Here is a 25,561-nt window from a genome sequence, read left to right on the forward strand (position 1 = left end):
GGATAGCCGGCAAAGGGCCGCATTATATCGGGCGAACGCCGCGCGCATAGGGGATAAATAAGATTGAATCAAGCTATTCGACAGCGATCAGGAGCTATGCCTTGGCAAACGCGGCGAAGGTCTCGACTACAGGATCGACATGCTCGGCTCGCACGTCCAGGTGAGTCACCAGCCGCAGTCGAGGAGCAGCCGTCAGGAGCACTCCACGCTCGGCACAAAAGGCCTTGAGCGCTCCTGCGCGATCCCCAATCTGCACATAAACCATATTGGTCTGCACCGGCTCGACTGGGTAACCCAGCGACATCAGTCCTTCTGCAATGGCCAGCGCGCGCTCATGATCCCTTGCCAGGCGCTGCACTTGGTTTTCCAACGCATAGAGCCCGGCCGCAGCCAGCACGCCAGCCTGCCGCATACCGCCGCCGACCATCTTGCGCAGCCGGCGCGCTTTGGCGATCAGTTCTTCATCACCGCACAGTACGGAGCCAACAGGAGCGCCCAGCCCTTTGGACAGGCATACCGATACTGAATCGAAATGCCTGCTGATGTCCTGGGCCTGACAACCCAACTTGACCACGGCATTGAAGAGCCGCGCGCCATCAAGATGCAATGCAAGCCCGCGCTCACGCGTAAACGCCCTTGCCGCCTCGAGGTATTCGAGTGGCAGAACCTTGCCGTGCATGGTGTTTTCCAGAGCGAGCAAGCGCGTGCGGGCGAAATGGAAGTCATCCGGCTTGATCGCCGCTGCGACACGATCGAGGTCCAGCGTGCCATCCGCTTCCATCTCGACGGGCTGGGGCTGAATCGAACCCAGCACGGCGCCACCGCCGGCCTCGTATTTGTAAACATGCGACTGCTGGCCGGCGATGTATTCATCACCCCGCTCGCAATGCGCCATGAGCGCGAGCAGATTGCTCATGGTGCCACTGGGTACGAAAGGCCCGGCCTCCAATCCGAGTTGGGATGCAAGGGTCTGCTCCAACAGCCGAACCGTCGGATCCTCACCGTAAACGTCATCGCCGGTGGGCGCGGTCAGCATGGCCTCCCGCATTCCTGATGTGGGCTGGGTTACCGTATCGCTGCGCAAATCGATGTGAGTCATGGATTTTCCTTTTGAGTCTCGCGATGAGAAACGCAGTCCTGGCGCTCGACCCGATGGTTTTGTGAGCCTGAGCCATCCACTTCTCCACCCACCAGCCCTAACGCAGCAGTCGCGTATCCAGGACCTTGGATCCACCACCCAGAAGCGATTCACTGATGTCGATGAAATCTTCCGTCGTCACCTTGTTCAGGCGCATCAGGCCGCGGGCGACATCGTCAAGCGAGTGGCGACTTTTACTTCGAGTACGAATTTCGCGATCGAGATCCTGCAACAGCAGCACGGCTTTTGCTGTGACCGGGCCAGTAGAGTGCTCGGTCCGTAGGGTGTCGACCTTGCGGCTCCACTTGGTCAGGTGCTCGCGCACAAGCTGATAACGGTCTTCGCTCATGCCACCAGCACGCCGCACCAGTTCGATTGCGTAGTACTCGGCCAAGCCCTCACTGATCCAGTCGCTCCGGTCGGCATCTGTGATGCGACTGAATACATGGACAAGTTCGTGCACAAGTGAACTGGTGCCATTCTCACTGACCAACGGACGATCAGCGTGCATGAACAAGGAATTTGGCCCGGACAGGCCACCTCGCCACATGGGGTCGCCGGCACCTACCACCAACAATTTTTTCGGATCACGGGGAAATACGCTCTGCAGCTCAGGCCAGACGAAGGTCATCATGGTCACTATATCCATCCGCCTTAGCCCCTCGCCTACCGGCGCCGCCACCGTTACGTCGGTTTCACCGAGCTTGACCCGGCGAGTACCAAGCTTGCCGGCGACGATCCAGCCGGTTGGTCGATCGAACAGGCGCTCGCGATTGTCGATGCGAAAGCGGTTCTTGCCGATGCGCGGCCAGCCAGTCTCCACGCTCGTCCAGCCTTCCGGCAGCACGACCGTCATTCGTGAAGTAAGGCGTACGCCGTCTTTCTGATCTAGTCGTCCGGCAGGCACCAGATCATCCCCGCGCAGTAGCGCCCAGTCTTCGGTCATTCGGGCGTCGAAGCGCCCGCTCTTGCGTTGATGGCTGACCTTTACCTGATAGCTCAATCGAGCCTTGCCCGAGACTGGCCTCCATACGCCTCGTCCTCCGCTTTCCTCCCAACTGCCCTCGGCGTCTGTTTCGAAATCGATGTACGAGCCTTCGTTGCCGAGATTGAAATCAATCTGCCTGACTGCGCTACCGTCTTCGAGCAACAGCTCGACCTCGGCGACGTCACGCTCGGGTACGAATTTCACTACATAATCGAGATCGACCTGCTTGGCCGCATGCGCCGGGGCAACAAATAGCAGGACAAGGGCGGCGATCAGTGGCAACTGACGGAGGGGCATCGAAAGGCTCCAGATTAGGTTCAGAGCTAAGACGGCGCAGCACAAGGGAGATTCAACCAGCCCGAAAAATCAGATGATCTTCCCAATCTTCATCTGCAACGGTGCCCTCGGCAATCATCCGACCGGACTGTGAAATCCCTTCGGTATGTACGGCATCCACATCACCACACACCAAATGATGCCAAAGGGGAAGATCCTTTCGCTCTGCGACCAGCCGGTAGCCACAGGTGGGCGGCAACCACTTGAACTGAGCTGCGTCCGATACGGTCAGCTGAACGCAATCGGGCACGCTGGCACGTCGGTTGGGATAGTCGCTACAACGACAGCTCTTGAGATCGAGCAATTTGCAGGCGATGCGGGTGTAATACACGCTACCGTCATCTTCATCCTCGAGCTTCTGCAGACAGCAAAGCCCGCAGCCATCGCACAGCGATTCCCACTCAGCCGAGTCAAGCTCGGCGAGGTTTTTGCGCTTCCAGAAGGGTTCGACCTTAGCTGCCATAACAGAGCCGTCTCAGATAAAAAAGCGAGTCTAGCCATTGCCATGCATGCGGCCAAGCTTGGGCGCGCTCTGCGGCGCATGAGAGGCGGAAGCGCGACAGGTGGTCAGCCTGCCACACTCATATCGGATCGTTGCGGCGCAACAGCTCTTCGGGAAGATGCTCGATGTAGTCGTCATCAGGCGGTGGCATCTGGAGGTGATAACCCTGTTTTTCCAGATTCTCGAGCACCGTGGTGATGTCTTCCCGCGCGAGCTTGCGCTCGGGCGTAAGCACCATATCGAAGGCTAGCTGCGGTGGACCGAACGCAGCCAGCAGTGCCTCCGGCACTCGCGCCAATGCCTCGCTGCGTTCTACGTACAAGTACATTCCAGCCTTGCGCGGGCTTCTATAGATGGAGCAGATGTATTTCATGATTCGTTTTCCAGCACATCGAGGAGGGCTTGCCCCATTCGTTCGCGACGCCAGCCTCGAAGCGAATCAGGCAATTCATAAGGTCCGTTCGGGTATCCGGACTTCAACAACGCTTCCAGCACTTTCTTGCGCAGCATGAGCTCAGGTGCGATATCCATGGCTTGAGCCTGCTGTTGGCCTACGGCGCGCAGCTTCTTCAACAGACCTGAGGCCTCGAGCGGCAGTGGCTCGGGCAATGGTTCCGGCCAATCCTGCTCGGGTGTCGTGGCAGCACTTCGGATCAACTCAAGCAGCGTCTCGCCATCCTGGCGCACAGTACGGGGATGCATGTCATCTATTCGCGCCAGGCTCACCAGGTCGGTCGGCTGGTTCCGCGCCAGCGGCCATAGACTGTGCTCGCGCAGTACCCTGTTACGCGGCTGATTTCGCGCGCGCGCCTGCCTTTCCCGCCAGGCAGTCAGGACGCGCAGTACGGCCAGCTGCTTGGACTTCAGACGCCAGGCTTGTTTGACTTCTCGATAGGCTTCGTCCGGATCGGTTTCACGCTGCAGATTGGTTACCAGTTCGGCGCCGTCTTCAAGAACCCAGCTCTGCTTGTCCTCGGACAGCCTTGGCAGCAAAGCCTCGTACAACTCGGCCAGATGCTGAGCATCCTCTGCCGCATAACGCACCTGCATTTCACTCAGGGGACGCTGTAGCCAGTCGGAGCGCGTCTCACCTTTGGGCAGCTCGATATCGAGCACGCTCTGGACAAGCCGGGAATAGCCCATGGAAAAGCCGATATTCAGATAACCCGCCGCGAGTTGCGTGTCGAATAAAGGCGCCGGCAGACTGCCAGTCAGCCGCCAAAGCACTTCCAGATCTTCGCTGCAGGCATGAAGCACCTTCACCACGTATGTGTCATCCAGCAGACCGGCAAACGCACTCCAGTCGGTGATCTGCAAAGGGTCGATCAGATAGGCGCAACGCCCGTCGCCAACCTGCAGCAAGGCTGCAATCGGGTAGAAAGTATCCACCCGCATGAACTCGGTATCTACCGCCACATAAGGCAGTTTCCGCCACTCGGCACAAAGGCGGGCCAACTCCGCATCGTCCAGCACCCATTGAGTTTCGATGGCCACTAGGCCCTCCTTGTTGTTCGTAAAACGACCGGCGTGCGGGCGAAGAGGCAGGCAGTATATATCGCGCGTTGCCGTAAGCAGCGCCTCATCGGCCTTGCCGGAAGGCGCGTGGTAACGTTCCCCCGACAATTCAGACGGAGTCCAAACCATGCCGCTTGCTCAACTGATCGACGCTACCGAACTGGCTGAGCGCCTGTCACAACCAGACTTGAGGATCCTGGACTGCCGGTTCTCGCTTGATGACGCGAGCTACGGGCAGCGCAGCTACGCGCAAGCTCATATCCCCCGCGCGATGTTTCTTGATCTGGAGAAAGACCTGTCCGGGCCGGTGACTCCTGAGCGGACTGGCAGACATCCTCTACCCGACCCGGTACGACTGGTCGAACGCCTCCGCGCGGCCGGACTGAACGACGACAGCCAGGTAGTGCTCTACGACGACGGCAACGGTGCCTTTGCCGCGAGAGCCTGGTGGCTACTGGCATGGCTGGGCAAGCGTGACAGCGTGTACTTGCTGAACGGTGGACTGAAGGCATGGCGAGACGCCAATGGCGCAATGACTGACAGCGCTACTGCGCTGGCATCCGGTGATTTCAGTGGCGAGCCGGATGACGGCCTTGTGGTTGATGCATTCCAGGTTCTGGAGCAGATGAATCGGTCCGCCCTGACCCTGTTGGACGCACGCGCACTGCCGCGCTTTCTGGGAAGGGAAGAACCTATCGATCCGGTCGCAGGCCATATCCCGGGCGCGCTTTGCTTCCCGTTCACCGAGAACATGGACGCCAGCGGGCGTTTCCTGAGCGGAGACGAGCTGCGCGAGCGCTTCCGCTCGACCCTCGCAGGACGCCCCGAGGGCACGACAGTGGCTTACTGCGGATCTGGCGTGACGGCCTGCCACAATCTGTTCGCCATGTGTCTCGCCGGATATCCGTTGGCCAAACTCTATCCGGGTTCTTGGAGCGAATGGATCACCAACCCTGTTCGTCCGATCAGCACAAGCGCAACCGATTGACCAGATGGTCTAGTTTTGTCTTCTCGGTTTTATTGCTCATTCGTGTAGGTATCGCCGCCGATCGTCGTCATTTACGAAAAATTGCACTCTTTCGTTTGCGACAGCTCTGCGAAGCTTGATAGGGTCCGAGCCGCTTTTTCCCCTGGAGTACAACAATGAAAACAACATGGTTGAAGACCGCGATTGCAGTTGCCGCAGGCGCCCTTTCTACCCAGGCCCTGGCTGCCGGTTTCGCCCTCAATGAGCAAAGCATCAGCGGCATGGGCACCTCGTTTGCCGGTCGCTCTTCTTCCGCCGACGACGCCACCACGCTGTTTGGCAACCCTGCCGGCATGTCGCGCCTCAAGCGTGAAGAAGTCAGCTTCGGCATGGCCGCCATTCATGCCAATACGGACATCAAGAACACCAGCAGCTTCCCGGCTAGCGGCAGCAATGACGGCGACATGGTGCCGTTCACAGCCGTTCCGATGGGCTACTACGTCAAGCCGCTGGATGATAAGTGGGCAGTGGGCGTAGGCCTCTATGTGCCGTTTGGCCTGATCAGCGACTATGAGAGCGGCTTTCAAGGCCGGTACTTTGGCGACTACAGTGAAGTTCGCGTCATCACAGTGCAGCCCACTGTCAGCTATCGGTTCAACGATCAATTGTCGATCGGCTTTGGTCCGACCATCAACCGCATCGATGGTGAACTTCAGAGCGCTGTTCTTAATGCGGCCACCCCAGGAGCTAATGACGGACGGATCAAAGTCACCGGCGACGATACTGCCGTGGGCTTCAACCTCGGCGTTTTATATGAGTTCACGCCACATACCCGGCTTGGTGTTACCTACCGGTCTAAGGTCGACTACAAGTTAGAAGGCAAGACACGAGTTACTGGCGTTGGCTTCGGCCCGTTCGCAGGCTCTTACGACGCTTCGCTTGATCTCGAGACACCAGAGTCGCTCGACGTCTCGATGACCCATGAGCTGGACGATCGTTGGACCCTGTACGGGGGGGCAATGCGGACCCGTTGGAGCAGGCTGGAGGAGATCCGTATTGAAAGCTCGGGCATGCCCGCTCCGATAGTTCCGCGTGTTGGGACTATTGTCGAGGAACAGGACTGGCATGACACCTGGTCCTATGCACTCGGTGCCGCTTACAAACTGAACAAGGAATGGACCCTTCGTACCGGCTTGGCTTTTGATCAAAGCCCAACCAACAACACGCACCGCTCGCCACGCATTCCTACAGGTGACCGGACCGCGGTCAGCTTCGGTTTGGCTTGGAACCCTACAGATGACGTGACAGTGGACCTTGCTTACTCCTACTTGTGGGAAGAACAGGTCAAGACGCGGCAGACAAGCGCAACACGTGGCGTTTATAACTCTACTTACGAGAACAGCGCACACGGTTTTGGCGCTGCGGTGAGCTACCGCTTCTGATGCACCGTCGCCCCGACCGTTCGGTCGGGGCACACATCCTCGTTACTTGCCCAACGCCTTCTCCACAGCAGCTATCAGACTCGGATCATCCGGCTCCACCTTGCTGGAAAAATAATCCACGACCTTTCCGTTGCGATCGACCACGTACTTGTAGAAATTCCAGCGTGGCGCCCCTCCGGCCTCCTTGGCCAATTCCTTGAATAGCGGAATCGCGTCGCTGCCTCGCACCGGTTGCGTCTGCGCCATCGGAAACGTCACGCCGTAATTTACGTAGCAAACCTCAGCCGTTTCGGCCGCATCGTCCGACTCCTGGAAAAAGTCATCGGACGGCACACCGAGCACCACGAGGCCATCGTCCTTGTACCGCTGGTAGAGCCCTTCGAGGCCTTTGAACTGGGGGGCGAAGCCACAGAAGCTGGCCGTATTGACCACCACTAGCGCCTTGCCCTGAAACTGGTCGCACAGATTGATGGTTTCCTTCGATCGAAGCTTCGGCAACTCATGCTCAAGTAATGCCGCACATTGTTCCGCAGCCACAGGGCCGGCCAGCAAGGCCAGAGCAAGCGAAGCGGCAAGCAGTTTTATTTTCATGACCAGGCTCCAGACGTAATCGACACCACGCTACTCCCGAGCAGGTCCCGAAACAACGGCCGCCTCATTCTTCGACTGCACGGGAAAGAGTTCGCTATATACAGGTCTATATAACGGTTGCCAGAATACTCACTCCTGCCAGGAGCCCCCCATGAGCGACCCCCAACAATTCGAACCGTTACGCATCGATGGTCAGCTCTGGTTCAACCGCGGCGAAAAAGGCTATCTCGGCGGAAAACGCATCGAGCTGCTGGTTCAGATCGAGGAAACCGGGTCGATCACTCGCGCGGCGAAGGCGGTCAAGCTCAGCTACAAGGCTGCCTGGGATGCCGTCGATACTATGAACAATCTTTCCGAACGGCCGCTGGTGGTGCGTGCTGCCGGCGGCGCCAAAGGTGGCGGCACGCAGCTCACCGAGTTCGGGCGAGAAATGCTGCACGTCTGGCAGCGCATGCAGCATGAATATGAAAGGTTTCTCTCGCATGTGGCGCGAGGGATCGATGGGTTCGAAGACATCGACAGGCTACTCAGGGCAATCGCCATGAAAACCAGTGCTCGCAATCAGTTTCGCGGCCGCATCACGTACCTTGAGAAAGGCGCGGTGAACGGCAGCGTCAGCCTCGATATCGGACATGGTCAGACGATCAGTGCCACCCTGACGAATGACAGCATCGACGAGCTTCAATTGGCACCCGGAAAGATGGCAATGGCGCTGATAAAGGCCAGTTTCGTTCTGTTGTCGCCTGATCCGGAGGTCAAGATCAGTGCGCGCAACCGTCTAACAGGCACGATCAGCGGGCTGACGGCTGGCACCGTCAGCTGCGAAGTCAGGCTCAAGCTTGAGGGTGATCGCACGCTGGGTGCCGTGATAACCAATGAAAGTGCCGAAACGCTTGGCCTGGCCATCGGCCAACCCTGCACCGCCCTGATCAAGGCATCCCACGTAATCATAGCCATCGATTGAGGAGCCCTTATGCGCCCCCTTCGCCTGCTGATCATCTCTTTGTTGATCAGCCTGCCCATCGCCAGCCATGCCGAGACCCTGCGAGTCGCGGTAGCAGCCAACTTCGCCGCACCGATGCAAGAAATCGCCTCGCGCTTCGAGCAGAACAGCGGCCATCGCCTGCTGCTCTCTCTGGGCTCGACCGGCAAGCTATATGCCCAGATCCGCAACGGCGCGCCCTTCGATGTACTGCTCGCTGCCGACGACAAGGTTCCGGCGATGCTGGAACAGGACGGCGAAGGTGTCCGGGATACGCGTTTTACCTACGCGATCGGGACGCTGGTGCTCTGGTCGGCGCGAGAAGGCTATGTTGATGATCAGGGCGCCGTGCTTGGTCAGCAATCGTTCAAGCACCTCGCGCTGGCGAATCCAAAGACGGCACCTTACGGAGCTGCTGCACAGGCCACACTGAAGCGACTCGGCCTGGAAGAGACCCTGCGTGAAAAGCTGGTGCAGGGAGAAAACATCGCGCAGACACACCAGTTCGTCGCAAGCGGTAACGCGGAGCTGGGCTTCGTCGCGCTGTCTCAAGTGGTTGATGGTGAAGGGAAGATCGGCGGGGGCTCGGCCTGGGTGGTGCCCGCCGAACTACATTCACCCATCCGCCAGGATGCCGTGCTGCTTTCGCACGCAGAGGACAGCGAGGCCGCACGCGACTTGCTGGCCTATCTCAAGAGCGAAGACGCGCTTTCGATCATCGCAGCGTACGGCTACAACCGGAGCCAAGCCCGCTAATGCTGCTGGACGATGTGGCGATCTCCGCAATCTGGCTCACGCTGAAACTGGCAAGCGTGACCACCCTGATTCTGCTGGTGATCGGGACGCCCATAGCCTGGTGGCTGGCGCGCACCCGCTCACGCTTGAGGGGGCCTATTGGCGCAGTCGTGGCCCTCCCGTTGGTGCTTCCGCCTAGCGTGCTCGGCTTTTACCTGCTGGTAGCCATGGGCCCCAACGGCCCGGTTGGGCAGCTGACTCAGTCGGTTGGCCTGGGTGTTCTGCCCTTCACCTTCGCCGGTCTGGTAGTGGGCTCGGTGTTCTACTCGCTGCCTTTCGTCGTGCAACCTCTGCAAAATGCGTTCGAAGCCATCGGCGAACGCCCCCTTGAAGCGGCGGCCACGCTGCGCGCCGGCCCTCTGGATACATTCTTTACCGTCGTGCTACCCCTAGCCCGCCCCGGGTTCGTCACTGCGACCATCCTGGGCTTTGCACACACCGTGGGTGAGTTCGGCGTGGTGCTGATGATCGGCGGCAACATCCCGGACAAGACCCGGGTACTTTCCGTACAGATATACGACCATGTCGAAGCCATGGAGTATGCCCAGGCGCACTGGCTCGCCGGGGGAATGCTGCTGTTTTCCTTTCTGGTACTGCTGGTGCTGTATGGCAGCCGGCTGCGACAGGGGTGGCGCGGATGAGCAACAGCCTAAGCGGTATACGAGCCAAGCTTCACCTCGACCATCCCGGCTTTGCCCTGGACGTGAATCTGGAAATGCCAGGTCGAGGTATCACTGCACTCTTCGGCCCATCCGGCTCGGGAAAAACCAGTTGTCTGCGTTGCGTCGCCGGTTTGGAGCGCACCGCTACAGGTCAGTTACAGATCAATGGCGAGTGCTGGCAGGATTCTGAACTCGGCCTATTCGTGCCTCCCCACAAGCGCACGATCGGCTACGTCTTTCAGGACGCCAATCTGTTCGCGCACCTGTCAGTGCGAGGCAACCTCGAATTCGGAATGAAGCGCATCAGCCCGCAGCAAAGACGAGTTGCCTGGGACAAGGCTGTCGAGCTGCTGGGCGTCGGGCCGTTACTTGAGCGCATGCCGGAACGGCTCTCAGGCGGAGAAAGACAGAGGGTCGGCATAGCCCGCGCTCTGCTAACGAGCCCTCGATTGCTGCTGATGGACGAGCCACTCGCCGCGCTCGATATGAAGCGCAAGCAGGAGATCCTGCCATATCTGGAGCGGCTGCATGACGAGCTGGACATCCCCGTGCTGTATGTCAGCCACGCACCGGACGAAGTCGCCCGACTCGCCGACTACCTTGTCCTTCTGGACGAAGGCCGGGTGGTTGCTCAGGGTCCACTGCACGAAACCCTGACCCGCCTCGATCTGCCCACCGCGTTCAGTGAGGATGCAGGTGTGGTCATCGAATCCGTAATAGCTGGGCACGACCCGGCTTATCACCTCACTCGCTTGAGCTTCAGCGGCGGTGAGGTGCTGGTCTCATTACGGCACGAGGCACCGGGGCATCGGTTGCGCTTTCGCGTCCACGCTCGGGACGTCAGCCTCACACTGGACCGGGCAGAAGGCACCAGCATCAGCAATCTGCTACCGGTGCGCGTTGAAGAACTCGTGACCGCCGATACGCCCGCCCATGTCCTGGTTCGCCTTAGCGCACAGGAGACTCCGCTATTGGCGCGCATCACTCGCCGTTCGGCCGACCAGCTTGGCGTCGTGGTCGGCAAGCAGCTTTGGGCGCAGATAAAAACGGTGGCACTGCTCGGTTAGGCCAACTGATCAACCCAGTGCCAGCCCCACCAACACTGCACACTCCACCAGTTCCAGCAGCGCACCCGCGGTATCGCCTGTGGTACCGCCCAATCGGTGATTCATGCTCCGGCGGGCCAGCCAGGCGGTGCCGATCGTGAGCAAGAGCGCAACGAAGCCCATTTCGCCTGTCATCAAGCAGCCCACTACGACTGCCATCAGTACAAAGCGGACGCTCGATCGAGGCATATGCGCCGAAAGCGCATCCCCCAGCCCGCCCGGACGCACATAAGCGGTGGTCAGGAACAGCCCCAACAGTGCGCCGCGTCCCAATAGCGGTGCGATCAGCAAGGCCAGCAGGTCTCCATTCTGGAGGAGCGCCAGCAGTGCCACGAACTTCAGCAGCAGAACAAGCATCAGCACCGTAACGGCAATCGGACCGCTGCGAGGGTCTTTCATGATCGCCAAGGTTCGCTCGCGATCCCCGAATCCGCCAAGCCAGGCGTCGGCACTGTCCGCCAGGCCGTCCAGATGCAGGGCACCGGTCAGCCCGACCCATAGGGTCAGGACCAATGCAGCTTGCAGCGGCGGCGCCGCATCTGCAGTCAACAACGCGAGCAGCCAGAGCACGCCGCCAATCAGCAATCCAATCAGCGGGTAATGAAGGAGAGATCTGCCCACTTCCTGAGGCTCCGGCATGCCGCGCAAGCGAACCGGAATACAGGTGAGAAACTGAAGCGCGATCAGAAAGGGCTGCATCGTTCTTCCAGCCAAAGCGTTGCATCGTTGAAGCCGGTCCTCAGCCCGAACAGATCGCCATGACCAACCTCGACCTGCAGCAGCTGCTCGCGCGGCAACCCCCTCGCGTGAGCAAGCAGCAGCCGCATGACACCGCCGTGGGTGATCAGGAGTACACGCTCGTCCGGGCAACTGTCGGTCAACCGCTCAAGTCCCTGAAGTACGCGAGCTTCGAACGCGAGAAGTGGCTCGCCACCCGGCGGCGTGAAGCCGTACGGATCACTCCAGAACCGGCCAAGGGCTTCGCTCTGGTCGACCATCAGGTCGGCAGCACTACACCCTTCCCAATCGCCGAAATCAAGTTCGCGCAGGTCAGGTTCGAGCCGCATGGGCAGTTGCTGCTGGCCCGCTAGCTCTGTTGCAAATGCCGCGCAGCGACGCAACGGCGAGCTGACGACTCTGTCCCATGGACCGCGATCAACGATTGCCGCCCTCATCTGCTGCCAGCCAATCGCGGTCAGCTCATCATCCAGGCGGCCGCGAAAGCCGCCACCGAATTCGGTCTCGCCATGGCGCAGCAGGTCCAGATGCACGCTCATGACTGTTTAGCCGCGACGGCGGCTTCCTCAAAGGTCGCCATCTTGTCGTGCAGCACACAGGCGAGTCGTAGCAGCGGAACCGCCAGCGCAGCGCCGCTGCCCTCACCCAACCGCAAGCCGAGATCGAGCAAGGGCTGCGCGTTCATTTCCGCCAGCACAGCGGCATGTCCGGGTTCGGCGGAACGGTGCGCGAACAGCAACCAGTCTCGCGTGCCGGGGTTCAGCCGTACTGCGCACAGCGCGGCGACGCTGCAGATGAAACCGTCGACCAGCGCTACGATGCCCTGCTGCGCGCAAGCGATATAGGCACCCGTTAGCGCGGCCAGCTCGAAGCCACCCAATCGCTGCATCCATTCAACGGTATCGTGCGAGCCTGCGTGAAACGTTAGTGCTCGCTCAATGACGAGACACTTGTGCGCGACGCCGGCAGCGTCCAGTCCGGTTCCCGGGCCCGCCAGAGCCTGGGGCGCGCAACTCATTAGAGCGCACGCCAGGGCCGCTGCTGTGGTGGTGTTACCGATACCCATCTCACCACCGATGAAGAGCTCGGTCCGCAGCTGCCCTGCCCGCACCACGCTGTCACGTCCAGCCTGCATCGCACGAGCGCAGGTATCGGCGCTCATCGCCGATGCCTGAGTGAAATTACGTGTACCCGGACCCAGCGCAAGGTGCCGCACCTGGGGCATCGGCGGCAGCGGAACCGCGGTTCCGAGGTCGATCACCTCAAGCTCTGCACCGAGCTGGCTTGCAAGCACACTGATGGCTGCACCGCCGTTGACGAAATTGCCAAGCATCTGCCCGGTGACAGACTGCGGATAGGCCGAGATGCCTTCCTCGGCCACACCATGATCCCCTGCGAAAATGGCTATCCATAACTCGTCCAGACGTGGGTGTTCACGGTGCTGCAAGGCTGCCAGCTGCGGAACCAGCGCATCGATGCGGCCCAGCGCACCCGCAGGCTTGGTCAACTGCGCATCCCGCAGACGGGCTGCCTGCCGCGCAGATTCATCCAGCGCCTGACACGCCTCCTGCCACCATTGCTTGCTCAAAGGGTGTCTCCTTTCAGGATCATCGGCAAACCCGCCACGGTGAAGACAACTCGGTCCGCGCGTTCGGCCAGCGCCTGGTGCAGCCAGCCTGCCTCATCGACATAGCGTCGGGTCAGCTCGCCCATCGGCACCACGCCCAACCCGGTTTCGTTGCTCACCAGCAACAGGCGCCCCGGCAATTCCGCGATGCATTCAAGCAGCGCTTTACGTTCTTCATCCAGGCGCATGGGGTCGTCGAGCATCAGCAGATTGGTAAGCCAAAGCGTCAGGCAATCCACCAGAATGCAACGCTCTGCACTTGCGTGTTCACGTAACACTGTCGGCAGATGAATCGGCTCCTCTACCAGGGCCCAGTGGTCCGGGCGACGAGCACGATGATGAGCGATACGCTCACTCATTTCGCCATCCAGCGGCTGGCTCGTCGCGATGTAGGTGACAGCCAGGCCACTGTCCTGGGCGATTTGCTCAGCCAGGCGGCTCTTGCCGGACCGTGCCCCACCGAGAATAAGTTCGATCATTTGCCTGTCTCCGGGGTTAGCCCGCAGAGCGCGCGCAATTGCACCGTGTCCAGATGCGCCTCGACCAGATCGGCCAGGCGCTCGATATCACGTTCACGTAATGCTCGGTAATCGACCTGCTGCGCATTCTCCAATCCTGCCCAGCGCAACAGCTCCATGCTCGCACAAGGGGTTTCGAACAGCCCGTGCAGATAGGTGCCGAGCACCTGGCCGTCCTGGCTGATGACGCCATCGCGGCGTCCATCATCGAGCATCACCGCAGCGCGTTCTAGCGCGGGGCCAGTGCTTACCCCGGCATGGATTTCGTAGCCATTGATCTCAACCTCACCCAGAGCCAAGCGGCCTCTGACATTGCGCAGCTGTTTACTGGCCGCAAGCGTGGTGGAGAACGCCAGCAAGCCAAACCCGTCGCACTCGCCTTGGGGCCCTTCCAGAGCGAGCGGATCGGCGATGCGTTTACCAAGCATCTGCAGCCCGCCGCAGATCCCCAGTAACTTGCCGCCGTAGCGTAAATGCCGCGTGATCGCTTGCTCCCAGCCGTTGGCGCGCAACCATGCGAGATCGGCACGAACGCTTTTCGAACCCGGCAGGATGATCAGGTCGGCAGGCGGAACGGGCTGCCCGGCGCCGACGAAGTGCAAATCGACCTGCGGGTGCAGGCGCAGCGGATCGAAGTCTGTGTGGTTACTGATGCGCGGCAGGACCGGAACTACCACCTTCAGCGTTTCTTTGACCTTGGACGACTGACGCACGTCAACGGCATCCTCCGCCTCGAGATGGAAATCCATGAGGTATGGCAATACGCCGAGTACGGGCTTGCCCGTGCGCTGCTCGAGCCAATCCAACCCGGGTTGCAACAGGGCGATATCGCCACGAAAACGATTGATCACAAAGCCTTTGACGCGAGCCTGTTCGCTTGGGCTGAGCAGTTCCAGGGTGCCGACCAGATGGGCGAAAACGCCGCCTTTATCGATATCGGCGATGAGGATCACCGGGCAATCGACTGCCTCGGCAAACCCCATATTGGCAATGTCATTGGCGCGCAGATTGATTTCCGCCGGCGACCCGGCACCTTCGACCACCACTACCTCATACGCTTCGCCGAGGCGGCCATGTGACTGAAGAACCGCCTCCATCGCCACGCGCTTGAAGTCGTGATACGCCACCGCATCCATGTTCGTCACGGCACGCCCGTGAATGATGACCTGCGCGCCGGTATCACTGTTTGGCTTGAGCAGGATAGGGTTCATATCGGTGTGCGGAGCCAGCCCCGCCGCCTGCGCCTGCACGGCCTGTGCACGGCCGATTTCACCCCCGTCCGCAGTCACCGCACTGTTAAGAGCCATGTTCTGCGGCTTGAACGGCACGACCGATACCCCTTGGCGTGTCAGCCAGCGACACAGTGCCGTCACCAGCGTGCTCTTGCCGGCATCGGACGTGGTGCCCTGCACCATCAGTGTATTCATGCGTCAGTCTCTCGATACGCTGACAGCACGTCAGCCAGCCTCTGCCAATCATGCTCGTTCGCTGGCAACCCGAAGCGCAGGCTCTGCGGATAGCGGTAGCGGCGGGTCAGAATTCCACGGCGCGCCATGAACTCGTAGAGCCGGTCCGACTGTTCGGTGGCAACCCATTGGAACAATCCGCAGCCACCGGTTGGAGGTAGATCGTGCTCCGTCAGAAGCGCACTCAAACGGTGACTGTCAGCAAGCAACCGCTCGCGCTGTTGGTGTTGAGCGTCACGGTCAGCGAGCAACACGCTGCCGATGAAGCGGGACGGGCCAGCGACCGCCCAGGGGCCCAACGCTGCATCGAGCTGGTCAAGCAACTCGGATTGCGCCAGAACGAAGCCAAGCCGTGCGCCGGCCATGGCAAAGAATTTCCCGAACGAACGCAGCACGATCAGGCCGGGAAGATGACTGTGCGGCGCCAGACTCTGCTCAGGGGTCGGGTCCATGAAGGCTTCATCGACGACCAGCCAGCCACCGCGCGAAGCCAAGCGTTCATGCCATTCCAGCAGGCGAGCAAGCGGTACCAACCGTCCCGTTGGATTGTTCGGGTTGACCACCACCAGTACGTCCAGCTGGTCGATGGCACGGGGCACGCTGCCTTCACTGAACTCGAACAGGCGATGACCCTCCCGGCGCCAGGCCTCGGCGTGCTCGCCATAACAGGGCGAGACGACCCCGATCTGGAGGTTGCGACGCAACCGCGGCAGCATCTGGATTGCTGCCTGCGAGCCTGCCACTGGCAACACCGCAGCAGCGTCGTAGTAGTCGCGCGCCGTGCCTGCAAGGTCGTCTTCGGTCTCAGGCAGGCGGGTCCAGGCATCCGCCGGGATGATCGGCACCGCAAAGCCATAGGGCGCAATGCCCGTGGACAGATCCAGCCAGTCCGACAGGGCAATCCCGTATTCACCCGCCGCTGCACGCAAGCGCCCGCCGTGCTCAAGCATGTACCCAGCCTCCCACTAACAGCGCCAGCAACCAGAGGCCCACTCCCCCCCAGACCAGATCCAGCGCGCGCTCGATGTCCTGCGGCGTCGACACCGCACCAATGCCCAACGAAGGACGAGCATGTACTTCACCGTGGTAGATCGCCGGCCCACCAAGCGTGACGCCCAAGGCGCCAGCCCCCGCAGCCATCACCGGCCCCGCATTGGGGCTGTCCCACAGTGGCGCCTGGCGCCGCCAGCAGCGAAGTGAATCCCGTGTCCGTCCCAGCAGGGCGTACGTGAGGGCGACCAGACGGGCCGGAACGTAATTCAGCAGATCATCGATCCGCGCCGCAGCCCAGCCGAAACGCTCGAAGCGCGCATTGCGATAGCCCCACATGGCATCCAGGGTATTGCTTAAACGGTATAGGACGACGCCTGGTGCGCCAGCGACGGCAAACCAGAACAGCGCGGCAAAGACAGCGTCGCTGCCGTTCTCCAGCGCCGATTCTGTCGCCGCACGAGCGACGCCCTGCTCATCCAGATCGCGTGTGTCGCGACTGACGATGAACCCGACGCGCTTGCGGGCTGCCGCAAGATCACCGTTACGCAAGGCATTCGCCACCGGTATCAGGTGCTCCCCAAGGCTGCGAAGCCCAAGCGCGAGATACAACAGCACGACCTCTACCCACCAGCCGACACCGGGCAGGAGGCTGAGCAACCAGGCGATGGCCGTCAGCGGCAGCACCGCCATGCACCAGGCCGTGACGCCATGACTGCGCCAACCGCGTCCGTCAGGCCCATTGAAGTGCTGCTCCAAACGGTCTGCCAGTCGCCCGAAGATCACCAGCGGGTGATTTCGACGAGGCTCACCTAGCAGCATGTCCAGGGCAACGGCTGCCAGACAACCAAGCGCCACACTCACTGGTGCGTCTCCCAGCCGTTTTGGTACAGCAGCTCATCCAGCGGCCGCGGTTGGGTCCAGCCTTCCATTGCCAGCATCGGTTCCGGGTAGAACTCGGCCACCGGCCCCAGGCAAATGATCGCGAGCGGCCGGGCACCAGCCGGCATCTTTAGCAGAGCGGCCAAGGACAGCGGGTCGAACAGCGATACCCAGCCCATCCCCAATCCTTCTGCACGAGCAGCAAGCCATAGGTTCTGGATGGCGCAGGCAGCCGAGGCAAGGTCCATTTCCGGCATGGTTCGACGGCCGAACACATGAGCTTCGCGGCCGTCCATCAGCGCAACCACAAGCAGTTCTGCGCAGTCGCGGATGCCCTCGACTTTCAGCTGCATGAAGGCGCTGCCCCGCTCACCCAGCGCCTGTGCCGTGAGCAGTCGCTCCGCCTCAACCTGCTCGGCGATGGCGTCGCGCAGTTCGCGCTGGGTTATGCGCATGAAACGCCATGGCTGCATCAGGCCGACGCTTGGTGCCTGATGGGCAGCCTCCAGAAGTTTTGCCAGTAATTCTGGCGGCACCTCACCACCGATGAAATGGCGCATATCGCGACGTTCGGCGATCGCCCGGTAGACACCGGCCCGCTGTGCATTGGTAAAAGCATGCCTGGTCATGGTTTGAACATCGCAGCAGCCGCCTCTGGAGCGGACGGCAGGTAGAAATGGATGTAGGACGCCGTCAATCTGCCGTCCCGGTAGACGGCCTCCGCAGTGCGCTTGTAATTGGGGCACACGCCGCGAGCAAGTGGCTGCAACGGCGAATCCAGCGAAGAATGATGATAGGTGTGGCCACGCAGTTTGCCTTCCGGCAGTTCCACTTCCTGCAGCGCTAATGCGGTCAGCCGTTTCTGCATGTGCGCTTCACCGGGCAACAGACCAAGCATGCGTTCACGAACGCCGCTCTGGTCGGTCAGGCCGTCGAGCAAGTAAAGCATGCCGCCACACTCGGCCACTATCGGCTTACCAGCAGCGTGATGCGCACGTATGGCCTCTGCCATCTGCTGGTTGCGGCTCAATGCCGGCATGTGCAGCTCCGGATAGCCGCCGGGCAGATATAGGCTATCTACCGCCGGCAGCCGGTTGAAGCGAAGAGGCGAGAAAAATAGCAGCTCCGCACCCATGGCCCGCAGCAGATCCAGATTGGCCTGATAGACGAAGGCAAACGCTGCGTCGCGGGCGACTCCAATGCGCACGCCTTCCAGCAATTGCGGAAACGCTCGCAGTTCGGGCGGTGGAAAGCTGATCGGCGCAGGCAAATCGTGCTCGGCGCTCGCCTCCAGCGCGTCGGCAGCGGCCTCGAGTCGCGTATCCAGATCCGCCAGCTCCTGGGCCTGCACCAGCCCGAGATGACGGCTCGGCAACTCGACCGCCACAGTACGGGGCAGCGCTCCGAACCAGCCGATCTGCGGCGGCAGGCAATCACGAAGAATGTCGCCATGGCGACTGCTGCCAACCCGATTGGCCAGCACGCCGGCAAATGGAAGATCAGGCTGATAGCTGGACAAACCATGTGCCAGCGCGCCGAAGGTTTGCGCCATGGCCGACCCGTCGATGACTGCCAGAACCGGTATGCCGAATTGTTTCGCAAGGTCCGCAGCCGAGGGGTTGCCGTCGAACAGGCCCATGACTCCTTCGATCAGGATCAGATCAGCGTCAGCCGCCGCCTCCCATAACAGCCGTCGGCTTTCCGCCTTTCCGACCATCGCCAGGTCGAGCTGATAGACGGGATTACCACTGGCGCGGGCCAACACCATCGGATCAAGAAAATCCGGGCCGCACTTGAAGACCCGAACGCGCTTGCCTCGACGGGAGTGCAAGCGCGCCAGTCCGGCAGTAACGGTGGTTTTCCCCTGGCCAGAAGCCGGTGCGGCAATCAGCAGGGCCGGACAATGGTGTGGAGTGCTCATCCTGCAACTCCACTGCCGGTTTCACTTTCAGCTTGTCTGCCGCCCGCAGCGTTGTGCCCACGTGGCCAACCAAGCAAAAACGCCGTAGTCGATATAACGCGCTTCCTATCAAGGCGTCGCATGCCCCTCTTGCTGATTGCTGGCATCAGTACTCCACCCCTTTCTGCGCCTTCACCCCAGCCTTGAACGCATGCTTGATCACATTCATTTCAGTGACGGTATCAGCAGCCTCGATCAGCCCCGGCGGCGCGCCTCTGCCCGTCACCACGACATGCTGCAACAGCGGCCGCGACTCGATATCGGCGAGCACCGGCGCCAGGTCGAGGTAGCCATATTTCAATGCGATATTCAGTTCGTCGAGCACTACCAACCCAATTTCAGGATCGGTCAGTAGCTCCGTGGCCACGCTCCAGGCTTGGCGGGCCTTGGCGATGTCCCGCTGGCGATCCTGAGTCTCCCAGGTAAAACCTTCGCCCATCACGTGATACCGCACCTCATCAGGGAAGCGACGGAAGAAGTTCTCCTCGCCAGTGCTTGCTGCCCCCTTGATGAACTGCACCACGCCAACCTTGATGCCATGCCCCATCGCGCGGGCCACCATGCCGAAGGCCGAGCTGCTCTTGCCCTTGCCGTTACCGCTGTGCACCAGCAGCAGGCCGTACTCGTCCTGGGCCTCGGCGATCTTCTCATCGATCAAGGCTTTCTTGCGCTGCATCCTGGCCTTGTGGCGTTCATCGCGCTCGTTGGATTCACTCATGTTCGTGCTCCTTTATGCTCGGCATGCCTGGCCCGCAACCGAGAGAACATCGTCGCCGCGACGCCGCCATAGTGCGTCATGCTGGTCAACGATGGGGGGATGTAAGTGCCGACGCGCTCAATCGAATGCGCGAGGCTCGATTTCGGGTGGCGACAGAGAAAGACAACAAGCCGCCACCGTAAAACAGGTGACAGACGGATGCGCTGGCTGCGGCGCAACGTTTGAACGTTGCCACGCCACTGACGCTGAGCCGCTCAGGTAACAAGCCCACAGGCCTTTATGAAGAGAGAACAGTGGCCCGCAGCGCAAAGGCTGGAGACCGGAAGACAGGGCTTACTAGTCAAGATGGATCTCCGCCGTGCCCACCGCACGACATGGGTCGATAAAGGCAGTTGAGATCGCAAAAGGAGTGCAGGTGCAGGCAGCCGCACCCCGTTCAGCGCCCGCCGCACTGCCGTGGAATGCGACAGGCCGGTCTCCGGGCTTGCGAGCGGATGCGTTGCAGCATCCCGGAACCCGCGCCTTCCCATGCCGTGAGCACAGTGGCTGTTGCGGTGTCCTGTCTCGCCTACCGTTGCGGGGGCAGCGCCGGAATCTTCGTGGAATGAACCGGCTTCCCTGTTTCACCCATCTGGCGTAAGGCCAGGGGGTACCTGAAGCAGCGCGGAGGGTAGTCCAAGGCCATGCACAGCGCAACCTCGTGCGCCCGAGCCAGGGAATCGGCAACGATCAGACGCATCTCGAAGGCAATCTCCCGGAACCGCCGAGGCTTCAGGCCTTCGAATGCAACAATGCCACTTCGCCTCGCGCCCATTACCTACGAGAAGACACCTGCCCATGACGACCATCGTGCAGATATCAGACACCCACTTCGGCACCGAGCAACCCGCCGTTGTGCAAGCCATGGAAGACCACGTGCGTGAGCACGGTGCCGATCTGCTGATCTTTTCCGGGGATATCACGCAAAGGGCCAAGGCAGAGCAATTTGCCGCTGCACACGCCTTCGTCCAGCGCCTTCTCGAACACGGCGTTGCCCAGACGCTCGTAATCCCGGGCAATCACGACATTCCGCTGTATAACCTGTTCGCGCGGTTCCTCATGCCATATCGGAACTACAGTCGGCACTTCGGTGACGATCTGGAGCCCACGTTCGAGAACGACGAAGCGCTGATCATCGGCCTCAACACAACGCACCCACGCCGGCACAAGGACGGCGTGGTGACCAAGGCCCAAGTTCAGGAGGTAACCCAGCGACTGCGGGAGACTGACCCTAACAAGCTGCGTGTCGTCGTTGCCCATCAACCATTCGGCGCAATGGTGCTGAGCGATCTGAGCAACCTGCAGCACAACGCCGATGATGCGCTGCATCGCTGGGCCGACGAAGGCCTGGATCTCGTGATGGGCGGGCACATCCACCTGCCCTACGTGCTGCCGTTATCCAAGCAGTACCCAGGTCTGTCTCGAGAAATCTGGATGGTTCAGGCCGGCACCACGCTGTCGTCGAGACTGCGCGGCACCTCCCCCAACTCGTTTAACCGCCTGAAGTTGCACGCAGGAACCGAGAAGACCGCCTGTGTCGAGCGCTGGGATTTTCTCGACGACAGCTTCGTGCTGGGGTCGCATTTCAATCTCCACTGGTGATCATCACGGCCGGCATTGCAGACCGGCCGCGACGACCGCTGTCTCAGCCGGCTGCGCCAGCCACCGCGAGACCGGTGATATATACGCCCGCAAATCCCAGATTGAAGGCCATGAACAGATACAAGCTGTATCTGAGGTAGCTGCCAAAGGTGAGCCCAGGCACCTTGCTCATGGCAACGATGCCCGCGGCCGAGCCTATCACCAGCAGCGAGCCACCTACCCCGACCGAGTAAGTCAGCACCATCCACTCTGCGACGCCCATTGTCAGGCCGGACTTTAGCAACGCCGCGGTGAGCGGCACGTTGTCGATCGCCGCAGACAGCACGCCCATCAGGTAATTGGCCATGACCGCCGGAATCTGGTCGTAGATGTGCACCAGCCCGTCGAGCACCTGGATTTCCTTGAGCATGCCGACCAGCAGGAGGATGCCAAGGAAGAACAACAGCGTCTCAAACTCGACCTGGCGCACGTATTCAAGAATCGGATCGGTTTCCATGTCGTCGCTAAAGAACCGCGCCACCAGAAACATGATCGACAACCCGGTGAGGAAGGTCAGCACTGGGGGGATCTGAAAAAAGAAGTTGCCGGCGATGGTGCAGAGGATCGTGCCAAGAAAAATCAGTGCAATTGCAATATCGACCCGACGTACGTCCGTTCTGTGGCTGGTTACCTGCACCTGCCCCGTCATGCCCACTGAGAGCATCGCCGCGAGCAGCATGACCGCGATGAAAGCAGGGATGGCCAGGAGCAGCAATTGCAGGATCTGAACCTTGCCAGCCAGGAAGATCATCAAGGTGGTCACGTCGCCCGTGATCAGCGCAACGCCGCCGGAGTTGACTGAGAACACCACCAGCGCTGCGTACTTGATGGTTTTCTCAGCGCTCAGTTTGAGCGACATGATCAGCGTGATGGATACCAGGGTCGCCGTGATGTTGTCCGCCAGCGACGAGAACACGAAGCAGAACGTCGCGGTCAGGAACAACAGCTGTCGCTCGCTGATCCGCTGCGGGAGCACCAGATAGATGAGATTCTCGATCATGCCCTTTTTGTTCAGATAGGCCACGAAGGTCATTGCCGCCACTAGGAATATCCATAGCCCTGCGATTTCGGCAATGTTCTCGTTGAGGCTTTCGAGCACCCGCTCGCGGCCAGCCCCTTCAGGCGTGAATATGAACAACAACATCCACGCCAGGGTGCCGAAGAACAGCGTCACCTTGGCTTTGTTTACATGGGTTATTTCTTCCAGAACGACGCCGAGCAGAGCGGCCACGGCAAGGCCGATCAGCACGTACTGAAGTACATCAGGCATAGGGCACCTAGGGACAAAGGGAACGGTTTGTGCGCAGGACGCGCACCCGAGAAGTTGGGGCGTCGATCATAGCCAAAGTGCGACAATTCGACACCTGACAAATGTCAAACCACCGTTTATTTCAAGATATTCCGACGTGACGACCCAGTTGCTCGCATACGCTCAATGACGCGGTACGAAGCCGCCTGGTTTGGTGGACAGCCAATCGACGAAAGTGCTCAGGCGCTCATCGGCCAACAGGGCATCACGGCTGTTGAAATCGAGCGCCAGTTCCTTCTCGCTGAACAGGCGGTGGATCTGGTTATGGCAAGGCCTGCAAACCCATAGGGTGGCCGTGATCCGTTCTTCCCTCCCGAAGCGCTTGCGCACATAGGTCTTACCGTGGAGAGATTTGGGAATCAGATGGTGGCGTGTCAGTGGCGTCTGACGCCTGCAAAGCTCGCAGGCTTCGGGCTGGTCTGGGAGCCGCAGAATCGGAGCCATCTAGCGAGCCCGCCGCCATCTCATGGAAGCTAGTGGGTGTTGCGGAAGAAGGTTACGGCCAGTTGCGCCTGTCACATTGGACTCCAGCCAGGCGCAAGCGCGTCAGGGGTTGCGAGCGAGCTGCTCATTGTCGAGGACACGCTTGGCACTGAGGTAGGTTTTCTGCCAGTAGCTGTTGGAGAGGCTATCCAGTCGGACCGTTCCGCCGGTTGAGGGCGCATGAACGAAACGCCCTTCACCGACATAGATTCCAGCGTGGCTGACACGGCGGCCACCACTTGTGGCAAAGAACAGCAGATCTCCGGCTGCAAGCGCCTCACGCTTGACTGTTGTACCGCGCATTGCATTCATCTCGCGCGTGCTTCGTGGCAGTGCGACACCTGCCGCTCCCCGGTAGACGTAGTTGATGAGACCACTGCAATCGAAGCCGCCATCTGGCGTATTACCGCCGTAGCGATACGGGGTACCAACCAGCCCAAGGGCGGTGAACAACACTTCTTCAGCGGTTCCGGGATACTGCTGGGGGATCGGTTGGGGCTTGACCACAATTGGCTCGACGGGCGCTTGGCTTGAGCAGGCAGCAAGCAGTGAAGTGACCAGCACAACAGTCAGGGATCGGGCCAAAGGAGGCATGGCAGAGCAGTCCAGGCAAATGAGCCATCACTCTGCCGGCACGCGCTGGCTGATGCAAGCCCGGCGCACCGGTCTCTCAGCGATCAGTGATGGGTGGCAATGCCGGTCGAATTGTGAGCCAGGGCCAATATACGTTTGGCCTGCATGAAGCTGGGACCCCAGTAGCTGTCGTCAAGGCTGTCGACTCGGACGCCGCCACTGCGGCTGCTTGACGAATGAATGAACTGGTCGCCGCCGATGTAGATCCCGGCATGGCTGACACGACCGCGCCCACGGTTATTGAAGAAGACCACGTCGCCTGGCTTCAATTCGCTGCGTTTGATCTTCGGTGCATCCAGATTGATCATCTCGCGAGTGGAGCGAGGCAGCTCGATGCCCGCCTCCTTGCGAAAAACAAAACCGACGAAGCCGCTGCAGTCGAAGCCGGTCTTGGTCGAGCTGCCACCGTAACGGTATGGCGTGCCGACCAATGTAAAGCCGCGTTCGAGGACGCTGTCTGCCAGCGCGGGGAGCTTGTAGCGCTTACCGCCGGCGAGCTCACGAAGCTGCTGTTCAGTGGGCTCGTCAGAGGACACTTGGGCGTCGCTATCCTGCTCGGAAAGGTCGGCTGGGAAGTCGAACTGGAAGCCCTGCAAGGTCAGCGGGCTTTCGGCCTGCTCCGGCTGAACGGCACAAGCCGTCAGAAGCGAAACCAGAGCGAAGGGCAAGAGGGGTGCAAGGCATTTGCGCATGGCACGAGCTTGTCTGAAGTCGAAAGTGGCGAAACTATGCCTGCTCGATGCCCGATGAGCAAATTCAATCAGGAAATATGTGACGTACTAGCTGCGGCAAAACGTCTGACGCGGCCGCTGCGATATGCTCATCGACCATCCGCGCCAGCTCTCCGCCGGATGGGTCTATCAACGCCGTAAATCCGCCATTTTGACGAGTTCGCAAGATCGGCTCGAGGATATAGGCAAAGCTCGCTGAGGTTCCTACGGCGAGGACAACATCGAAACCCTGGGTCTGTTGAGCCCGCAGCGAGTTAAGCCCAGCCTCCGGTAGCAATTCATCAAACAGCACCACGGGCGGCCGCAGAACACCACCGCAATGATCGCACCGGGGTGGCAATGGTCGTGAGAGATGCCCCGTCAGATCGTCACTTGACCGTCCGCAGCCCGTGCAGAAAAGAGGCCACAACGTACCGTGGATTTCGATGAGTCTTTGCGGCGGGCTGCCGGCTGCAAGATGAAAACCATCGATGTTCTGCGTCAATAGCCAGCAACCCGGCTTGCGCTGTTGCAACTCGGCTATCGCTTTGTGCCCGGCATTGGGAGCCGCCGCGACGCAGGCGCGACCGATCTCGGCAAGGTATTTCCAACACAGCGCAGGATTGAGCTGAAGCATAGGCCCAGACAATGCGGCCTCGATCGGCAGCCCATCTTCGGTGTGCCCGTTATAGAGTCCGCCTACACCCCGGTAGGTTGGCAGCCCGGAGTCAGCAGAAATGCCGGCACCGGTGATGACCAACACCCGTTCAGCCTCCCGTAGCTGGTCAATGACTCGCCCCATCGAATCGTTCATCCACCCTCT

At 60.6% G+C, this 25,561-nt stretch carries 28 protein-coding genes and 1 riboswitch; of the genes, 7 read left to right on the plus strand and 21 right to left on the minus strand.

Features of this window, described 5'->3' with window-relative positions; all coding sequences use genetic code 11:
- Positions 1-94: 94 nt before the first annotated feature.
- The 5 genes from ltaE to rnd all read right to left on the minus strand — a co-directional run bounded on the left by ltaE (position 95) and on the right by rnd (position 4,458).
- Entirely contained in the window at positions 95-1,099 is a 1,005-nt protein-coding gene (gene ltaE / locus EA797_RS09625) for a low-specificity L-threonine aldolase (RefSeq protein ID WP_122164992.1), read from the minus strand.
- Positions 1,100-1,196: 97 nt separating this feature from the next.
- Positions 1,197-2,423, minus strand: coding sequence for a hypothetical protein (locus tag EA797_RS09630; RefSeq protein WP_122164993.1), 1,227 nt, complete (start codon positions 2,421-2,423; stop codon positions 1,197-1,199).
- A 52-nt stretch (positions 2,424-2,475) separates the two neighbouring features.
- Complete coding sequence (locus EA797_RS09635) at positions 2,476-2,925, minus strand: YcgN family cysteine cluster protein (protein ID WP_122164994.1); 450 nt, start codon at positions 2,923-2,925, stop codon at positions 2,476-2,478.
- Between the two features lie 118 nt (positions 2,926-3,043).
- A complete protein-coding gene (locus EA797_RS09640) occupies positions 3,044-3,337 on the minus strand; it encodes a YcgL domain-containing protein (protein WP_122164995.1) in 294 nt (97 codons plus the stop codon).
- Complete coding sequence (gene rnd, locus EA797_RS09645; protein ID WP_122166218.1) at positions 3,334-4,458, minus strand: ribonuclease D; 1,125 nt, start codon at positions 4,456-4,458, stop codon at positions 3,334-3,336. The genes EA797_RS09640 and rnd overlap by 4 nt, the downstream gene beginning before the upstream one ends.
- Before the next feature lie 148 nt (positions 4,459-4,606).
- On the opposite strand from rnd, the gene EA797_RS09650 reads away from it, so the two are divergent.
- Positions 4,607-5,467 (plus strand): sulfurtransferase, encoded by an 861-nt coding sequence (locus EA797_RS09650; RefSeq protein WP_122164996.1) that lies wholly within the window; start codon positions 4,607-4,609, stop codon positions 5,465-5,467.
- Positions 5,468-5,622: 155 nt separating this feature from the next.
- Positions 5,623-6,888 carry an OmpP1/FadL family transporter gene (locus EA797_RS09655; RefSeq protein WP_122164997.1) on the plus strand — a complete coding sequence of 422 codons (1,266 nt, stop codon included), beginning with the start codon at positions 5,623-5,625 and terminating at the stop codon, positions 6,886-6,888.
- 42 nt (positions 6,889-6,930) lie between these two features.
- On the opposite strand, the gene EA797_RS09660 is transcribed toward EA797_RS09655, so the two are convergent.
- Positions 6,931-7,479, minus strand: a complete 549-nt coding sequence (locus EA797_RS09660; protein WP_122164998.1) for a glutathione peroxidase — start codon at positions 7,477-7,479, stop codon at positions 6,931-6,933.
- Positions 7,480-7,630: 151 nt separating this feature from the next.
- Between EA797_RS09660 and EA797_RS09665 the strand changes: the two genes are divergently transcribed.
- The 4 genes from EA797_RS09665 to modC are packed head-to-tail and all read left to right on the plus strand — an operon-like array spanning position 7,631 to position 10,985.
- Complete coding sequence (locus EA797_RS09665) at positions 7,631-8,443, plus strand: TOBE domain-containing protein (RefSeq protein WP_122164999.1); 813 nt, start codon at positions 7,631-7,633, stop codon at positions 8,441-8,443.
- A 9-nt stretch (positions 8,444-8,452) separates the two neighbouring features.
- Positions 8,453-9,217 (plus strand): molybdate ABC transporter substrate-binding protein, encoded by a 765-nt coding sequence (modA, locus tag EA797_RS09670; RefSeq protein ID WP_122165000.1) that lies wholly within the window; start codon positions 8,453-8,455, stop codon positions 9,215-9,217.
- Positions 9,217-9,897: a molybdate ABC transporter permease subunit gene (gene modB / locus EA797_RS09675; RefSeq protein WP_122165001.1), complete on the plus strand. Its 681-nt coding sequence runs from the start codon at positions 9,217-9,219 to the stop codon at positions 9,895-9,897. The genes modA and modB overlap by 1 nt, the downstream gene beginning before the upstream one ends.
- Positions 9,894-10,985: a molybdenum ABC transporter ATP-binding protein gene (gene modC / locus EA797_RS09680; protein ID WP_122165002.1), complete on the plus strand. Its 1,092-nt coding sequence runs from the start codon at positions 9,894-9,896 to the stop codon at positions 10,983-10,985. The genes modB and modC overlap by 4 nt, the downstream gene beginning before the upstream one ends.
- 9 nt (positions 10,986-10,994) lie before the next feature.
- On the opposite strand, the gene EA797_RS09685 is transcribed toward modC, so the two are convergent.
- From EA797_RS09685 to cobO, 10 genes are all read right to left on the minus strand, one after another.
- Complete coding sequence (locus EA797_RS09685) at positions 10,995-11,723, minus strand: adenosylcobinamide-GDP ribazoletransferase (protein WP_122165003.1); 729 nt, start codon at positions 11,721-11,723, stop codon at positions 10,995-10,997.
- Positions 11,708-12,301, minus strand: coding sequence for an alpha-ribazole phosphatase family protein (cobC, locus tag EA797_RS09690; RefSeq protein WP_122165004.1), 594 nt, complete (start codon positions 12,299-12,301; stop codon positions 11,708-11,710). The genes EA797_RS09685 and cobC overlap by 16 nt, the downstream gene beginning before the upstream one ends.
- Positions 12,298-13,350: a nicotinate-nucleotide--dimethylbenzimidazole phosphoribosyltransferase gene (cobT, locus tag EA797_RS09695; protein WP_122165005.1), complete on the minus strand. Its 1,053-nt coding sequence runs from the start codon at positions 13,348-13,350 to the stop codon at positions 12,298-12,300. The genes cobC and cobT overlap by 4 nt, the downstream gene beginning before the upstream one ends.
- Entirely contained in the window at positions 13,347-13,868 is a 522-nt protein-coding gene (cobU, locus tag EA797_RS09700; protein WP_122165006.1) for a bifunctional adenosylcobinamide kinase/adenosylcobinamide-phosphate guanylyltransferase, read from the minus strand. The genes cobT and cobU overlap by 4 nt, the downstream gene beginning before the upstream one ends.
- Positions 13,865-15,334, minus strand: coding sequence for a cobyric acid synthase (locus tag EA797_RS09705; RefSeq protein ID WP_122165007.1), 1,470 nt, complete (start codon positions 15,332-15,334; stop codon positions 13,865-13,867). The genes cobU and EA797_RS09705 overlap by 4 nt, the downstream gene beginning before the upstream one ends.
- Complete coding sequence (gene cobD, locus EA797_RS09710; RefSeq protein ID WP_122165008.1) at positions 15,331-16,323, minus strand: threonine-phosphate decarboxylase CobD; 993 nt, start codon at positions 16,321-16,323, stop codon at positions 15,331-15,333. Before cobD ends, EA797_RS09705 begins: the two co-directional genes overlap by 4 nt.
- Entirely contained in the window at positions 16,316-17,227 is a 912-nt protein-coding gene (gene cbiB / locus EA797_RS09715) for an adenosylcobinamide-phosphate synthase CbiB (protein ID WP_122165009.1), read from the minus strand. Before cbiB ends, cobD begins: the two co-directional genes overlap by 8 nt.
- Positions 17,224-17,874 (minus strand): 5,6-dimethylbenzimidazole synthase, encoded by a 651-nt coding sequence (gene bluB / locus EA797_RS09720; protein ID WP_122165010.1) that lies wholly within the window; start codon positions 17,872-17,874, stop codon positions 17,224-17,226. Before bluB ends, cbiB begins: the two co-directional genes overlap by 4 nt.
- Positions 17,871-19,166 carry a cobyrinic acid a,c-diamide synthase CobB gene (locus EA797_RS09725; protein ID WP_122165011.1) on the minus strand — a complete coding sequence of 432 codons (1,296 nt, stop codon included), beginning with the start codon at positions 19,164-19,166 and terminating at the stop codon, positions 17,871-17,873. The genes bluB and EA797_RS09725 overlap by 4 nt, the downstream gene beginning before the upstream one ends.
- Positions 19,167-19,311: 145 nt before the next feature.
- Complete coding sequence (cobO, locus tag EA797_RS09730) at positions 19,312-19,923, minus strand: cob(I)yrinic acid a,c-diamide adenosyltransferase (RefSeq protein ID WP_122165012.1); 612 nt, start codon at positions 19,921-19,923, stop codon at positions 19,312-19,314.
- Between the two features lie 452 nt (positions 19,924-20,375).
- Positions 20,376-20,595: riboswitch (cobalamin riboswitch) on the minus strand.
- A 165-nt stretch (positions 20,596-20,760) separates the two neighbouring features.
- On the opposite strand from cobO, the gene EA797_RS09735 reads away from it, so the two are divergent.
- On the plus strand, positions 20,761-21,564 hold the full coding sequence (locus EA797_RS09735; protein WP_122165013.1) for a metallophosphoesterase family protein: 804 nt from the start codon (positions 20,761-20,763) through the stop codon (positions 21,562-21,564).
- A 43-nt stretch (positions 21,565-21,607) separates the two neighbouring features.
- Here the strand turns inward: EA797_RS09735 and nhaD are convergent, their stop codons facing one another.
- The 5 genes from nhaD to EA797_RS09760 form a co-directional block, all read right to left on the minus strand.
- Positions 21,608-22,873, minus strand: a complete 1,266-nt coding sequence (gene nhaD / locus EA797_RS09740) for a sodium:proton antiporter NhaD (protein ID WP_122165014.1) — start codon at positions 22,871-22,873, stop codon at positions 21,608-21,610.
- 162 nt (positions 22,874-23,035) lie between these two features.
- Entirely contained in the window at positions 23,036-23,356 is a 321-nt protein-coding gene (locus EA797_RS09745) for a hypothetical protein (RefSeq protein WP_122165015.1), read from the minus strand.
- A 102-nt stretch (positions 23,357-23,458) separates the two neighbouring features.
- Positions 23,459-23,989, minus strand: coding sequence for a C40 family peptidase (locus EA797_RS09750; protein WP_122165016.1), 531 nt, complete (start codon positions 23,987-23,989; stop codon positions 23,459-23,461).
- A gap of 83 nt (positions 23,990-24,072) precedes the next feature.
- Positions 24,073-24,720 carry a C40 family peptidase gene (locus EA797_RS09755; RefSeq protein ID WP_122165017.1) on the minus strand — a complete coding sequence of 216 codons (648 nt, stop codon included), beginning with the start codon at positions 24,718-24,720 and terminating at the stop codon, positions 24,073-24,075.
- Positions 24,721-24,784: 64 nt separating this feature from the next.
- Complete coding sequence (locus EA797_RS09760; protein WP_122165018.1) at positions 24,785-25,552, minus strand: SIR2 family NAD-dependent protein deacylase; 768 nt, start codon at positions 25,550-25,552, stop codon at positions 24,785-24,787.
- Positions 25,553-25,561 lie beyond the last annotated feature (9 nt).

The sequence above is a fragment of the Stutzerimonas zhaodongensis genome (genome assembly GCF_003696365.1).
GTDB classification, from domain to species: Bacteria; Pseudomonadota; Gammaproteobacteria; order Pseudomonadales; family Pseudomonadaceae; genus Stutzerimonas; species Stutzerimonas zhaodongensis.

Coding starts and splice junctions, on each gene's coding strand:
- ltaE (WP_122164992.1), bottom strand. CDS start 1,099: ATGACTCACATCGATTTGCGCAGCGATACGGTAACCCAGCCCACATCA.
- EA797_RS09630 (WP_122164993.1), bottom strand. CDS start 2,423: ATGCCCCTCCGTCAGTTGCCACTGATCGCCGCCCTTGTCCTGCTATTT.
- EA797_RS09635 (WP_122164994.1), bottom strand. CDS start 2,925: ATGGCAGCTAAGGTCGAACCCTTCTGGAAGCGCAAAAACCTCGCCGAG.
- EA797_RS09640 (WP_122164995.1), bottom strand. CDS start 3,337: ATGAAATACATCTGCTCCATCTATAGAAGCCCGCGCAAGGCTGGAATG.
- EA797_RS09650 (WP_122164996.1), top strand. CDS start 4,607: ATGCCGCTTGCTCAACTGATCGACGCTACCGAACTGGCTGAGCGCCTG.
- EA797_RS09655 (WP_122164997.1), top strand. CDS start 5,623: ATGAAAACAACATGGTTGAAGACCGCGATTGCAGTTGCCGCAGGCGCC.
- EA797_RS09660 (WP_122164998.1), bottom strand. CDS start 7,479: ATGAAAATAAAACTGCTTGCCGCTTCGCTTGCTCTGGCCTTGCTGGCC.
- EA797_RS09665 (WP_122164999.1), top strand. CDS start 7,631: ATGAGCGACCCCCAACAATTCGAACCGTTACGCATCGATGGTCAGCTC.
- modA (WP_122165000.1), top strand. CDS start 8,453: ATGCGCCCCCTTCGCCTGCTGATCATCTCTTTGTTGATCAGCCTGCCC.
- modB (WP_122165001.1), top strand. CDS start 9,217: ATGCTGCTGGACGATGTGGCGATCTCCGCAATCTGGCTCACGCTGAAA.
- modC (WP_122165002.1), top strand. CDS start 9,894: ATGAGCAACAGCCTAAGCGGTATACGAGCCAAGCTTCACCTCGACCAT.
- EA797_RS09685 (WP_122165003.1), bottom strand. CDS start 11,723: ATGCAGCCCTTTCTGATCGCGCTTCAGTTTCTCACCTGTATTCCGGTT.
- cobC (WP_122165004.1), bottom strand. CDS start 12,301: ATGAGCGTGCATCTGGACCTGCTGCGCCATGGCGAGACCGAATTCGGT.
- cobU (WP_122165006.1), bottom strand. CDS start 13,868: ATGATCGAACTTATTCTCGGTGGGGCACGGTCCGGCAAGAGCCGCCTG.
- EA797_RS09705 (WP_122165007.1), bottom strand. CDS start 15,334: ATGAATACACTGATGGTGCAGGGCACCACGTCCGATGCCGGCAAGAGC.
- cobD (WP_122165008.1), bottom strand. CDS start 16,323: ATGCTTGAGCACGGCGGGCGCTTGCGTGCAGCGGCGGGTGAATACGGG.
- bluB (WP_122165010.1), bottom strand. CDS start 17,874: ATGACCAGGCATGCTTTTACCAATGCACAGCGGGCCGGTGTCTACCGG.
- EA797_RS09725 (WP_122165011.1), bottom strand. CDS start 19,166: ATGAGCACTCCACACCATTGTCCGGCCCTGCTGATTGCCGCACCGGCT.
- cobO (WP_122165012.1), bottom strand. CDS start 19,923: ATGAGTGAATCCAACGAGCGCGATGAACGCCACAAGGCCAGGATGCAG.
- EA797_RS09735 (WP_122165013.1), top strand. CDS start 20,761: ATGACGACCATCGTGCAGATATCAGACACCCACTTCGGCACCGAGCAA.
- nhaD (WP_122165014.1), bottom strand. CDS start 22,873: ATGCCTGATGTACTTCAGTACGTGCTGATCGGCCTTGCCGTGGCCGCT.
- EA797_RS09745 (WP_122165015.1), bottom strand. CDS start 23,356: ATGGCTCCGATTCTGCGGCTCCCAGACCAGCCCGAAGCCTGCGAGCTT.
- EA797_RS09750 (WP_122165016.1), bottom strand. CDS start 23,989: ATGCCTCCTTTGGCCCGATCCCTGACTGTTGTGCTGGTCACTTCACTG.
- EA797_RS09755 (WP_122165017.1), bottom strand. CDS start 24,720: ATGCGCAAATGCCTTGCACCCCTCTTGCCCTTCGCTCTGGTTTCGCTT.
- EA797_RS09760 (WP_122165018.1), bottom strand. CDS start 25,552: ATGAACGATTCGATGGGGCGAGTCATTGACCAGCTACGGGAGGCTGAA.